This is a genomic window from Streptomyces sp. SID10853 (assembly GCF_010548145.1).
Classification (GTDB): domain Bacteria; phylum Actinomycetota; class Actinomycetes; order Streptomycetales; family Streptomycetaceae; genus Streptomyces.
This window is the reverse complement of sequence record NZ_JAAGLN010000063.1, coordinates 20,512-32,269: the sequence shown is the minus strand read 5'-3', so window position 1 is coordinate 32,269 and position 11,758 is coordinate 20,512. Positions and strand designations below refer to the sequence as shown.

Here is an 11,758-nt window from a genome sequence, read left to right as displayed (position 1 = left end):
CCGCACCCGGCTGCTCGCACTGCCCGGCGGCCGGGCGGCGAACGACCCGGACCAGCCGAAGCGCCCCGAGCGCCCGGTCCCGGTCAAGGAGCCGGTCAAGCCCCGCCCGGCCCCCAAGCCGTCCGAGGTCTTCCCGCCACGCCGCAAGCCCGCGGCGCCCCCGGCTCAGCACTCGATGACCGGATGAGGGGGTGTCCGGCACTTTCCCGCGGCGCCGCGGCGTCCGGCACGCCCGCTCGCGGCGTTGCCGAAAAGCCCAAGTAGCTCCTCCCCCGAGGCCCTGAAGGCCAGGGGGGGGACCCCCATCGAGGGCTCTCCGGCGCCTTGCGATCACACGCACCGGACGCCGCTCCTCGACCCGCGGGGAAGTGCCGGACACCCCCAGCTACTCTGTCCGTATGGACTACGTTTCCGCGCTTGTGCCCCCCGTGGTGATGGCCGTGTTCTTCACGATCGTCGTGAGGACGATCGTGAAGACCCAGGGCGGCCCGAACAAGGCCAAGGAAGACGCGGCCGTGGACGAGGTGCTCGCCCGCGCCGAGGCCGCGGTGCAGCCGACGGGTGGCACCGCCACCTGACAGCGGCGCCGACCGGCAGTCGGCCCCAACCGGCAGCAGCACTGCCACCCGACGACTGCGCCACCCGACGACAGCGCCACTCGACGGCAGCGTCACCCGACGAGCGCGCCGTCCGGTGGCAGTGCCCGCGTGCTGCGGCAGGGCCCGAGGGGCGTACGGCATTTCACGCCGTACGCCCTTTTCTGTGTTTTCTGCGCTAATAACCAGCTATTCGTGACATCTCGCACTATGGTGCAGATGTGCCCCGTCAATTGGGAGAGCTGGAAGACGCCGTCATGTCACGCGTCTGGGAGTGGAACCGTCCGGTCACTGTCAGAGAAGTTCTGGAAGACCTCGAACGCGACCGGACGATCGCCTACACCACCGTGATGACCGTATTGGACAATCTCCATCAGAAGGGCTGGGTGCGCCGTGAAGTGGACGGCCGCGCCTATCGATATACGGCGGTCTCCACCCGGGCCGCCTACTCGGCCGCACTGATGAACGAAGCCTGGTCGACGAGTGACAACTCGGCGGCCGCCCTTGTCGCCTTCTTCGGCATGATGTCCTCCGAGCAACGCGATGCACTCCGTGATGCTTTGCGCATCGTTCAGGGTGACGCCGACCGCGATGACCGGGACACAGACGCAGGGCGATAACGTCTTGTGCATGCCAGGTACGCGAGCAAAAGCCCTCACCGTCCGCAGAGCCAGGACCAGCGATGTGCCGGCGGTGCGCGGACTCCTGGACGCGTACGTGCGTGAGCGGATCCTGCTCGACAAAGCCACGGTGACGCTTTACGAGTCCATCCAGGAGTTCTGGGTCGCGGAACGCGACGACGACGCGAGGGTCGTCGGCTGCGGCGCACTCCATGTGATGTGGGAGGACCTCGCCGAAGTACGCACTCTCGCGGTGGACCGCGAGTTCAAGGGCGCCGGAGTGGGGCATCAGGTCCTGGACAAGCTCTTGCAGACCGCACGGTGGATCGGTGTGCGGCGCGTATTCTGCCTGACCTTCGAAGTCGACTTCTTCGCGAAGCACGGCTTCACCGAGATCGGTGAGACTCCCGTCGACGGAGATGTCTACAGCGAGCTGCTGCGTTCCTATGACGAGGGAGTCGCCGAGTTCCTCGGTCTCGAACGGGTGAAGCCGAACACCTTGGGCAACAGCCGGATGCTTCTGCACCTGTGACGGTCACTTCGCATCGGAACCCTATGTCCGAATCGCGCATGTTTCCCGCGTTCTTGCACTCCTGAACCTCTGCCGGGGGTTTGTGTTTTCCAGGGAAAAGCGGTTTCCTTTCCGCGTACTGAATTTTTCGATGAAAGGAAATCCGGTGGCACAGAAGGTTCAGGTCCTTCTTGTCGATGACCTCGACGGCGGCGAGGCGGACGAGACCGTGACGTTCGCTCTGGATGGCAAGACTTACGAGATCGACCTCACCACCGCGAACGCGGACAAGCTCCGCACACTGCTGGAGCCTTACGCCAAGGGCGGCCGGCGCACCGGTGGCCGTGGCACCAGTGGCCGCGGCAAGGCCCGTATCGCTGTCGGCGGGAACAAGGACACCGCCGAGATTCGCAAGTGGGCCAAGGAGAACGGCTACAACGTGAATGACCGCGGCCGTGTGCCCGCGGACATCCGTGAGGCTTACGAGAAGGCCAACGGCTGATTCCCGGAAGGTCCGGGGTTCGCACCCCGGACAGCAGCCGCAGTCCGGTCTCCGGGGGGCGCCCCCCGGAAAGCCGCGGCGCTACGCACCATCCGGGCCCGGTGGCATTCCTCGGCCGCCGCGTCCACCAGCCGTACCAGGTCGGGAGCGCTGCCCCCCTCCCCGAACCGGCTGAAGACGGGCAGGGATGGCTCCACATCGCGCCCCGGCTCCGGCGGCCGCAGCCAGCGGGCAGCCGCCTGTACGCCTCGCGGGCCGGGCGGCCGGGGAGCGGCGATCAGGCCGCCCGCGCCGACGGCGGTCAGATCCAGTGCGATCCCGCCCCACTCCAGCCAGTCGAGCAGCCCCGGCAGCTCGTCGGCGCTGCCCGCCGCCACCAGCAGCCGCACCCGGGAGCCCTCCAGCGCCACAGGGCCCGTGCCGGGAGCCCTGCGCAGCAGCGCGAGCCCGGCGTCGGACGGCAGGTCGATCACGTCGAAACGCACCCCCGTCAGCAGCCGTACCGGCGGCCCGGCCAGCGCGGCCCAGCCCAGCCGGGACTCGTACCAGCGGAGCGTGCTGTCGGAACTGCCGCTTCCGGTGCCGCTGCGTGTCCGGGCGGACGGTTCGCGGTCGGCCGGTTCGCGGGGGGACGGAACGGTGAAGGCCATGACTGAGCAACTGCCACGGTGCGCGGGAGTTACGGAGTGCTTCCGCTTGATTGCGTTCCGTTGATGAACAAGAGGCGTGCGGATGTGTCCGGGGGCGCGAGGATGTTCGCCCGTAGCTGAGGGGAACCGTCGCACGCCGCATGGACTGTCAGTCTCTGCGGGTAAGACATACCTAGTGGGGAGGGGCGACACGCGGTTCAGGCGGTCTCACGTTCGCCATCGGCGTACTGGAGACAGGGGTATCTGCCTGGCCTGCGGGAACATCGTCTCGCACCATCGGGTTGGAGCAGTTGTCGGCTGTTCGGGCCGGAGGCCATGGACGGGTGTCGGCAGTTGGAATGAGCTGTCCCGCCCTGCGGGACTAGCATGCGGAAGGACTGGGAGGGGACCGACCCCTCGCTGCCCGACCGCTCTGAGGAGCGATTAACGATGTTCGAGAGGTTCACCGACCGCGCGCGGCGGGTTGTCGTCCTGGCTCAGGAAGAAGCCCGGATGCTCAACCACAACTACATCGGCACCGAGCACATTCTCCTGGGCCTTATCCATGAGGGTGAGGGTGTCGCCGCTAAGGCCCTGGAGAGCCTCGGGATTTCGCTCGAGGCGGTCCGCCAGCAGGTGGAGGAGATCATCGGTCAGGGGCAGCAGGCCCCGTCCGGCCACATCCCCTTCACCCCTCGTGCCAAGAAGGTCCTGGAGCTGTCGCTCCGGGAGGCTCTTCAGCTCGGCCACAACTACATCGGTACGGAGCACATCCTGCTCGGCCTGATCCGCGAGGGCGAGGGCGTCGCAGCCCAGGTCCTCGTGAAGCTGGGCGCCGATCTGAACCGGGTGCGGCAGCAGGTCATCCAGCTGCTCTCCGGTTACCAGGGCAAGGAGACGGCCGCCGCGGGCGGCCCCGCCGAGGGCACCCCCTCGACCTCGCTCGTCCTGGACCAGTTCGGCCGCAACCTCACCCAGGCTGCCCGCGAATCCAAGCTCGACCCGGTCATCGGGCGCGAGAAGGAGATCGAGCGGGTCATGCAGGTGCTGTCGCGCCGTACCAAGAACAACCCGGTTCTCATCGGCGAGCCCGGCGTCGGAAAGACGGCGGTCGTCGAAGGACTGGCGCAGGCCATCGTCAAGGGCGAGGTGCCCGAGACCCTCAAGGACAAGCACCTCTACACCCTCGACCTCGGTGCGCTCGTCGCAGGTTCCCGCTACCGCGGTGACTTCGAGGAGCGGCTGAAGAAGGTCCTCAAGGAGATCCGCACCCGCGGCGACATCATCCTGTTCATCGACGAGCTCCACACCCTGGTGGGTGCGGGCGCCGCCGAGGGCGCGATCGACGCGGCTTCGATCCTGAAGCCGATGCTCGCCCGCGGTGAGCTCCAGACCATCGGTGCCACCACGCTCGACGAGTACCGCAAGCACCTCGAGAAGGACGCGGCCCTCGAGCGCCGCTTCCAGCCGATCCAGGTGGCGGAGCCCTCGCTCCCGCACACCATCGAGATCCTCAAGGGCCTGCGGGACCGCTACGAGGCGCACCACCGGGTCTCCATCACGGACGAGGCGCTGGTGCAGGCCGCCACCCTGGCCGACCGGTACATCTCGGACCGCTTCCTGCCGGACAAGGCGATCGACCTGATCGACGAGGCCGGCTCCCGGATGCGTATCCGCCGGATGACCGCGCCGCCGGACCTCCGCGAGTTCGACGAGAAGATCGCGAACGTCCGCCGTGACAAGGAGTCGGCCATCGACTCCCAGGACTTCGAGAAGGCAGCTTCGCTCCGCGACAAGGAGAAGCAGCTGCTGGCCGCGAAGACCAAGCGGGAGAAGGAGTGGAAGGCCGGCGACATGGATGTCGTCGCCGAGGTCGACGGCGAGCTGATCGCCGAGGTCCTGGCCACGGCCACCGGTATCCCGGTCTTCAAGCTCACCGAGGAGGAGTCCTCGCGGCTGCTCCGCATGGAGGACGAGCTGCACAAGCGCGTCATCGGCCAGAAGGACGCCATCAAGGCCCTGTCGCAGGCGATCCGCCGTACGCGAGCGGGTCTGAAGGACCCGAAGCGCCCCGGTGGCTCGTTCATCTTCGCCGGCCCGTCCGGTGTCGGTAAGACCGAGCTCTCCAAGACGCTCGCCGAATTCCTCTTCGGCGACGAGGACGCACTGATCTCCCTCGACATGTCGGAGTTCAGCGAGAAGCACACGGTTTCCCGTCTCTTCGGTTCTCCCCCCGGATACGTGGGTTACGAAGAGGGCGGCCAGCTCACCGAGAAGGTGCGCAGGAAGCCGTTCTCGGTCGTTCTCTTCGACGAGGTCGAGAAGGCCCACCCCGATATCTTCAATTCCCTGCTCCAGATTCTGGAAGACGGCCGTCTGACCGACTCCCAGGGCCGGGTGGTGGACTTCAAGAACACGGTCATCATCATGACGACCAACCTCGGGACCCGGGACATCTCCAAGGGCTTCAACCTGGGCTTCGCGGCCCAGGGCGACGTCAAGACCGGATACGACCGGATGAAGGCCAAGGTCAACGAGGAGCTGAAGCAGCACTTCCGCCCCGAGTTCCTGAACCGTGTCGATGACACGGTGGTCTTCCACCAGCTGACCGAGGAAGACATCATCCAGATCGTCGACCTCATGATCGAGAAGGTCGACGAGCGGCTGCGCGACCGTGACATGGGTCTTGAGCTCAGCCCGGACGCCAAGTCGCTGCTCGCCAAGCACGGTTACGACCCGGTGATGGGCGCGCGTCCGCTGCGGCGCACGATCCAGCGCGAGATCGAGGACATCCTCTCCGAGAAGATCCTCTTCGGTGAGCTGCGCCCCGGTCACATCGTGGTCGTCGGTGTCGAGGGCGAGGGTGAGGAGAAGAAGTTCACCTTCCGCGGCGAGGAGAAGTCGGCTCTGCCCGACGCCCCGCCGATCGAGCAGGCGGCCGGTGGCTCCGGCCCGAACATGACGAAGGACGTCTGACGCTGATGCGTTGAGCGGCCCAGCACCACCAGAGCGGCCCCGGAACCGGTCATCGGTTCCGGGGCCGCTCTGTGTGCTGTGCTGTGCCGCGCCGTGAGCCGCCGGCCACCTCCGCCTGCCCGTCCCGTGCCCGCGTCCGCGTCCGTGCCCGCGTCTGCGTCGGTGCCAGGTCTGCGTCCGTGCCCTTCCGGCCCCCGCGCCCTTCCGGGCCCGCTGGTTCGCCGCGTCCGCTCCCGCGCCCGCTGGTTCGCCGCTCCCGCGCCCGCTGGTTCGCCGCTACAGCGCCCGCTTCTCAGCCCTCGCCCGAGCCGCTTCCGCAGTGTCTGCCGGTCGCCGAAGGTCCCGAAACGGACAGGCGTTGGTCCCTCGCCGGTGACAAGCGCCACAGGAGTGTTTTGGCCTACTAGCCGGAATAGGGGATGAGCCGCAGACGGCCGCCGGGCCTTCCGGACCGGGGGGCCCGGGACTTTCGGCCCCCGGGAGGCCCTGCCTGTGCGAGGCCGATCCCTGCCCGGGCGAACTGGGCCTAAACACCCGTAACCGGATCGATCCCCCGCGCCGGGTGCCGGTATCCCCTCGCGATCCGGAGGGACTTTCCCTGCGCTTCCCCTACGACGCGATGTCGTAGATGGGCGTTTTGGGTGCTTCGCGGAGTGGGTTACCAATGAGTGGTCCGCCCGACCTGAACGGTTGGGTCCACTGATGTACGGAGATCTCACGTATGCAGAAGCACACCACGTCCCTCGTGTCCCGCCGGTCCCCGCTTCGCACCCGCGCTGCGGTCGTAGCCGCCGGGCTCGGAGTGTCGGTCGCGCTGGGAGCCGGGGTCGCGGTCGCTGCCGACGCACACCCGGCCACCGCGGCCGCGGGGACCTCGAATGTCGCGACCGCGCTCGCCCACCAGGCCAGCGCCCAGTCCAAGGCCGCGGAGCACACCGCCAAGACGGCCAAGGAGACGAAGGCCGCCAAGGCCGCCCAGGCGAAGAAGGCCGCCAACGCGTGGGTCGCGCCCGTCGCGCACCCCGTGATCGGTGAGCCCTTCGGCGAGGCCGGCCACATGTGGTCCCACAAGCACTCGGGCCAGGACTTCGTCGTGCCGACCGGCACCTCGGTCATGGCCGCGCACGGCGGCACCGTCGTGAAGGCCGGCCCCAACGGCGGCGGCGACGGCCCGGCGTACGGCAACGCGATCGAGATCAAGCACAGCGACAACACGTACACGCAGTACGCGCACCTGTCGCAGATCGACGTCCACATCGGCCAGACCGTCAAGACCGGTCAGGTCATCGCCAAGTCCGGTGCGACGGGCAATGTGACCGGCCCGCACCTGCACTTCGAGGTCCGCACGGGCCCGAACTACGGCTCGGGCTTCAACCCGATGCCGTTCCTGAAGGCCCACGGCGTCAAGTTCTGACCGGTCAGCACCGGCCGGCACAGGACGGTTAACGCTCCACGCCCGCATCCAGATGGGCCTGGGTCATGAGCTCGATGGCGACTTCGAGGACAGCCTTGCGCTTCTCCTCGGGGTCGCCTTCGGCGTCTCTGAGCGCGAACGAACCGGCGTGCATGGTGAACAGCGCGGTGAAGCAGCGGACCTGGTCGGTCAGTGACGCGTCGGGTGCTCTCACCAGGTCGAGCAGAAGCAGCATCCGGTCCTTGAAGTTCTCGCCGACGCTCAGCTCCCGCACCGTCCCCTGGTTCTCCTGCATGAAGCGGAACAGAGGGGCCACGCCGCTGAGTGCCTCGCTGTAGCGGCGCAGGACCTCCTTCTTCGTCTCCAGGCTGCGGGGCCGGCTCTGCCCCCATGCGATGACCTCGTCGATGGGTTCCGCCAGATCGTGGAAGAGGCTGATGAGGATGTCTTCCTTGGTCTTGAAGTGGTAGTAGAGAGCCGCCTTGGTGACGTCGAGCTTCTCGGCGATCTCCCGGAGTGACGTCTTCTCGTACCCCTGCTCGACGAAGAGCTCCAGCGCGACATCCTGGATCCGCTGACGGGTGTTGCCTCTGCTGCTCATGGTGCTCTCCCGCGATACTTACTTGACGCCCGGCTAGTACCGAGGCTACCTTCTCCCAGTGTAATCAACTAGCCGGGCGGCAAGTAAGTATCGAAATCAGGCCCGGCAGGCTCATGGGGAGTGGTGGGGTACGTGTCGGAGACCGCAGAACTGACGAGACCGGAAGCGGGCGGCAAAGCCGGCCGTCAGCCGCGCAGCGTGCGGGTGGTGCTGTTCGCGCTGATGATCGCGATGCTGCTCGCGATGCTCGACAACATGATCGTGAACACCGCGATGCCGACCATCGTCGGCGAGCTCGGCGGGCTGGCACATCTGTCCTGGGTGGTGACCGCGTACACGCTGGCGACGGCGGCGTCCACGCCCATCTGGGGCAAGGTCGGCGACATGTACGGGCGCAAGGGCGCCTTCCTCTCCTCCATCGTGATCTTCCTGGTCGGCTCCGCGGCGAGCGGCATGGCGCAGGACATGAGCCAGCTCATCGGCTTCCGCGCGATCCAGGGCCTCGGCGCCGGCGGTCTGATGGTCGGCGTCATGGCGATCATCGGCGACCTGATTCCGCCCCGTGAGCGCGGCAAGTACCAGGGCATGATGGCGGGCGTCATGGCCGTCGCGATGATCGGCGGACCGCTCGTCGGCGGCGCCATCACGGACCACCTCGGCTGGCGCTGGACCTTCTACATCAACCTCCCGCTGGGCGCGGTCGCACTCGCCATGGTCACGGCCGTGCTGCACCTGCCGAAGAAGCGGTCGCGGGGCCGGATCGACTATCTCGGGACCGCGCTGCTGACCATCGGCATCGTGTCGATCGTGCTGGTCACCACCTGGGGCGGCTCGCAGTACGCCTGGGGCTCGGCCATCATCATGGAGCTGATCTTCATCGGCGTCGCCGCGCTGATCGGCTTCGTCTTCTGGGAGACCAAGGCCGCCGAGCCGATCGTGCCGCTGCACATCTTCCGCAACCGGAACTTCTCGCTGATGTCGATCATCGGCTTCCTGACCGGCTTCGTGATGTTCGGCGCGATGCTCTTCCTGCCTCTGTTCCAGCAGTCGGTGCAGGGCGCGTCGGCGACCAACTCCGGTCTGCTGCTGATGCCGATGCTGCTGGCGATGATGGCCGTCTCGCTCGTCGCGGGCCGGGTCACCACCAACACCGGCAAGTACAAGGTGTTCCCGATCGCGGGCGGCGCCCTGATGGTCGTCGGGCTGTACCTGCTGTCCACGATGGACGTCCACACCACACGGCTGACGACCGGTGTCTACATGGCTGTGGTCGGCGCCGGCATGGGCTTCCTGATGCAGATCACCATGCTGGTCGCACAGAACAGCGTGGAGATGAAGGACATGGGCGTCGCCTCGTCGTCGACCACCCTCTTCCGTACGCTCGGCTCCTCCTTCGGCGTCTCCATCATGGGCGCGCTCTTCACCAACAAGGTGCAGGACGAGATGGCCGCACGGGTGGGCAAGGGCGCCTCGCTCCCCTCGGCGCAGCTGGACGCGGCGAGCCTGGCGAAGCTGCCGGAGAAGGCCAGGGACGCGTACCAGTACGCCGTCGCGGCGGGCACCCACGGCGGATTCCTGCTGGGAGCCTTCGCCGGACTCGCGGTGATCGTCGCCGCCGTCTTCGTCAAGGAAGTGGCGCTGCGCGGCGGGCCGGAGACCCCCGCACCGGTGCAGGAGCCGTAGGCCCCACCCCGACTCCCGCAGTACGGACACGAGTGGGCCCCGGACGCATCGCGCGTCCGGGGCCCACTCGGCTGTCTGGTTCTGTACGCGTCACGCTGGCCCGTTCGGCCGGGTCAGGGTGCGGAAGCTGCCGGTGACCGTCGGCGCGTGCTCCGGGAGCCAGAGCACCGCGATGGCGCCGCCCGTCTCCTTCGCACCCTCGGGCGCTGCGTTACGGAAGGTCAGCCGCGCCCCGAGCACCTTCGCCTGCCCGGCCGCGATCGTCAGCCCCAGGCCGTGCCCCACGCCCGCCCGGTCGCTGCTGCCCGTACGGAAACGGCTCGGCCCCTCCCGCAGCAGCGTGCCGGGGAACCCGGGCCCGTGGTCGCGCACCCGCACCACCCGGCCCTCGACCGTGACCTCCACCGGCGTTCCGCCGTGCTTGGCCGCGTTGCCCAGAAGATTGCCGAGGATCCGCTCCAGGCGCCGCGGATCGGTGTTCACCCACGACTCGTGCACCACCTGGATCCGCGCGTCCGGCGCCATGATCGCCACCCGGCGGCTCACGAACTCGCCCAGCGCGATCTCCTGGAGCTCGGCCCGCTCGGACGCGCTGTCCAGCCTGGCCACCTCCAGTACGTCCTCGACCAGGGTCCGCAGGGCCTGCGCCCGGTTGCGTACCAGCTCGGTCGGCCGGCCGGGCGGCAGCAGCTCCGCGGCTGTCAGCAGCCCGGTCACCGGTGTGCGCAGCTCGTGCGCGATATCGGCGGTGACCCGGCGCTCGGCCTCCACCCGCTCCTGCAGCGTGTCGGTCATCGCGTCCACGGCGCGGGCCAGCTCGTCCGTCTCGTCCCGTACGAAACCGCCGATGGCGGCCCGCACCCGGACGTCAGTGCCGCCCTGCGCGACCTTGGTCGCGGCCGCGGCCGCCTTGCGCAGCCGCCGCGAGAGCTGGCCGCCGATCAGGACACCCAGCGCGCTGCCCCCGAGCACCACCGATACCGAGCCGATGATCAGCGCCCGGTCGAGATCCTGCAGGACGGAGGCGCTGCTGCCGTAACGGCTGTGCAGGGAGAGCACATCGCCGTCGGAGAGCGGGGCGGCCGCCCAGACGTCCGGGATCCCGTTGGGGTGCTCGACCACGAGTGTGGAGATCCGGTTCTCGGCGGCCCGGCGCCGCAACTCCCTGGGCAGGCTGGGGTCGTTGACCTTCGAGCCAAACTGCGGCTGCTGCTGTTGCTGTTTCTTCGACTCGAAGAGCCGCAGGGCGAACTGGAGCCGGACGACCTGGGTGTCCCGTGCGTTGTCGAGCATCGAGACCCGGGCCGCGTTGTGCACGACCAGGCTGAGCGCGACAGCGATGAGCGCGCCGACACCCGCGATGGCAATGCTGATCTTCCACCGGACGCCGGTGCGCAGGGAGGGGTGCTTCATGTCGGCGTTCCTGTTCGACGCGGGCCGACCACGGGGCCCCTCCGGCCGGGGGTCCGGGGGTTGTCCCCCGGGAGACACAGCCACCGGACGCCGGTGCGCAGGGAGGGGTGCTTCATGCCTTCAGCTTGTATCCGAAGCCGCGGACCGTTTCGATCCTGTCCTGTCCGATCTTTGTCCGCAGCCGCTGCACATGCACGTCCACGACCCGGGTGTCACCGCCCCAGCCGTAGTCCCAGACCCGCTCCAGGAGCTTGTCGCGGGAGAGCACCGTGCCGGGCGCCGAGGAGAATTCCAGGAGCAGCCGCATCTCGGTCGGGGTCAGTGCCACAGGGGCGCCGCCCTTGTGCACCTCCATGCCCTCCGTGTCGACCTCGATGTCACCGAAAGCCAGCACCCCGCGCTCGTCCGGCTCGGCGCCCCGGTCCGTCCCGGCGCCGCCGGCATGTCCGAACCGGCGCAGGACAGCGCGGATACGGGCCACCAGGACCGCACCGTCGAAGGGCTTCGTCACATAGTCGTCGGCCCCCGCCTCCAGCCCCAGCACCACGTCGATCGAGTCGGCACGCGCCGACAGCATGATCACGGGGACGGTCGACTGGTCACGGATCCGGCGGCACAGGGAGACCCCGTCCAGCCCCGGCAGCATGACGTCGAGCAGGGCGATGTCCGGCTGGTTCGTCCGGAACGCCTCAAGCCCGGAGAGCCCGTCGGGCATCGCGGTGACGCGGAAACCGTCCCGCTCCAGCGCGAGCTGTGTCGCCTCGCGGATCACATCGTCGTCCTCGACGAAGAGGACGTGGGTCTCGGCCATCC

The 11,758-nt window shown here is 68.3% G+C and carries 11 protein-coding genes and 1 pseudogene; 8 read left to right on the top strand and 4 right to left on the bottom strand.

All coding sequences use genetic code 11. From position 1 onward, the window contains the following. From G3I19_RS15115 to G3I19_RS15095, 5 genes and pseudogenes are all read left to right on the top strand, one after another. A pseudogene (locus tag G3I19_RS15115) lies at positions 1-187 on the top strand (hypothetical protein); the annotation flags it as partial. Between the two features lie 211 nt (positions 188-398). Beyond that, on the top strand, positions 399-578 hold the full coding sequence (locus G3I19_RS15110) for a hypothetical protein (RefSeq protein ID WP_164264102.1): 180 nt from the start codon (positions 399-401) through the stop codon (positions 576-578). Positions 579-817: 239 nt separating this feature from the next. Continuing rightward, positions 818-1,216, top strand: a complete 399-nt coding sequence (locus G3I19_RS15105; RefSeq protein ID WP_164264101.1) for a BlaI/MecI/CopY family transcriptional regulator — start codon at positions 818-820, stop codon at positions 1,214-1,216. A 10-nt stretch (positions 1,217-1,226) separates the two neighbouring features. Next, the gene (locus tag G3I19_RS15100) at positions 1,227-1,748 is read left to right on the top strand and encodes an amino-acid N-acetyltransferase (RefSeq protein WP_164264100.1); all 522 of its coding nucleotides are present in this window, start codon (positions 1,227-1,229) and stop codon (positions 1,746-1,748) included. 145 nt (positions 1,749-1,893) lie between these two features. Next, the gene (locus tag G3I19_RS15095; protein ID WP_164264099.1) at positions 1,894-2,229 is read left to right on the top strand and encodes an Lsr2 family protein; all 336 of its coding nucleotides are present in this window, start codon (positions 1,894-1,896) and stop codon (positions 2,227-2,229) included. Here the strand turns inward: G3I19_RS15095 and G3I19_RS15090 are convergent. Beyond that, a complete protein-coding gene (locus G3I19_RS15090; RefSeq protein ID WP_164264098.1) occupies positions 2,208-2,879 on the bottom strand; it encodes an SCO3374 family protein in 672 nt (223 codons plus the stop codon). The genes G3I19_RS15095 and G3I19_RS15090 overlap by 22 nt on opposite strands. Positions 2,880-3,308: 429 nt before the next feature. Between G3I19_RS15090 and G3I19_RS15085 the strand changes: the two genes are divergently transcribed. Next, positions 3,309-5,834 (top strand): ATP-dependent Clp protease ATP-binding subunit, encoded by a 2,526-nt coding sequence (locus G3I19_RS15085; RefSeq protein ID WP_164264107.1) that lies wholly within the window; start codon positions 3,309-3,311, stop codon positions 5,832-5,834. Between the two features lie 721 nt (positions 5,835-6,555). Continuing rightward, positions 6,556-7,248 (top strand): M23 family metallopeptidase, encoded by a 693-nt coding sequence (locus G3I19_RS15080; RefSeq protein ID WP_164264097.1) that lies wholly within the window; start codon positions 6,556-6,558, stop codon positions 7,246-7,248. Between the two features lie 28 nt (positions 7,249-7,276). Here the strand turns inward: G3I19_RS15080 and G3I19_RS15075 are convergent, their stop codons facing one another. After that, on the bottom strand, positions 7,277-7,849 hold the full coding sequence (locus G3I19_RS15075) for a TetR/AcrR family transcriptional regulator (RefSeq protein WP_164264096.1): 573 nt from the start codon (positions 7,847-7,849) through the stop codon (positions 7,277-7,279). A 132-nt stretch (positions 7,850-7,981) separates the two neighbouring features. On the opposite strand from G3I19_RS15075, the gene G3I19_RS15070 reads away from it, so the two are divergent. Continuing rightward, the gene (locus G3I19_RS15070) at positions 7,982-9,532 is read left to right on the top strand and encodes an MDR family MFS transporter (RefSeq protein ID WP_343235107.1); all 1,551 of its coding nucleotides are present in this window, start codon (positions 7,982-7,984) and stop codon (positions 9,530-9,532) included. Positions 9,533-9,622: 90 nt separating this feature from the next. Here G3I19_RS15070 and cseC read toward each other — a convergent pair whose 3' ends face one another. Continuing rightward, positions 9,623-10,945 carry a two-component system sensor histidine kinase CseC gene (gene cseC / locus G3I19_RS15065; protein WP_164264095.1) on the bottom strand — a complete coding sequence of 441 codons (1,323 nt, stop codon included), beginning with the start codon at positions 10,943-10,945 and terminating at the stop codon, positions 9,623-9,625. 112 nt (positions 10,946-11,057) lie between these two features. Continuing rightward, positions 11,058-11,756 carry a two-component system response regulator CseB gene (gene cseB / locus G3I19_RS15060; protein ID WP_164264094.1) on the bottom strand — a complete coding sequence of 233 codons (699 nt, stop codon included), beginning with the start codon at positions 11,754-11,756 and terminating at the stop codon, positions 11,058-11,060. Positions 11,757-11,758: the final 2 nt, after the last annotated feature.

Bases quoted from the DNA above. Each gene is read 5' to 3' on its own strand.
- G3I19_RS15110 (WP_164264102.1), top strand. From the start codon at position 399: ATGGACTACGTTTCCGCGCTTGTGCCCCCCGTGGTGATGGCCGTGTTC.
- G3I19_RS15080 (WP_164264097.1), top strand. From the start codon at position 6,556: ATGCAGAAGCACACCACGTCCCTCGTGTCCCGCCGGTCCCCGCTTCGC.
- G3I19_RS15090 (WP_164264098.1), bottom strand. From the start codon at position 2,879: ATGGCCTTCACCGTTCCGTCCCCCCGCGAACCGGCCGACCGCGAACCG.
- G3I19_RS15085 (WP_164264107.1), top strand. From the start codon at position 3,309: ATGTTCGAGAGGTTCACCGACCGCGCGCGGCGGGTTGTCGTCCTGGCT.
- G3I19_RS15100 (WP_164264100.1), top strand. From the start codon at position 1,227: ATGCCAGGTACGCGAGCAAAAGCCCTCACCGTCCGCAGAGCCAGGACC.
- cseC (WP_164264095.1), bottom strand. From the start codon at position 10,945: ATGAAGCACCCCTCCCTGCGCACCGGCGTCCGGTGGAAGATCAGCATT.
- cseB (WP_164264094.1), bottom strand. From the start codon at position 11,756: ATGGCCGAGACCCACGTCCTCTTCGTCGAGGACGACGATGTGATCCGC.
- G3I19_RS15075 (WP_164264096.1), bottom strand. From the start codon at position 7,849: ATGAGCAGCAGAGGCAACACCCGTCAGCGGATCCAGGATGTCGCGCTG.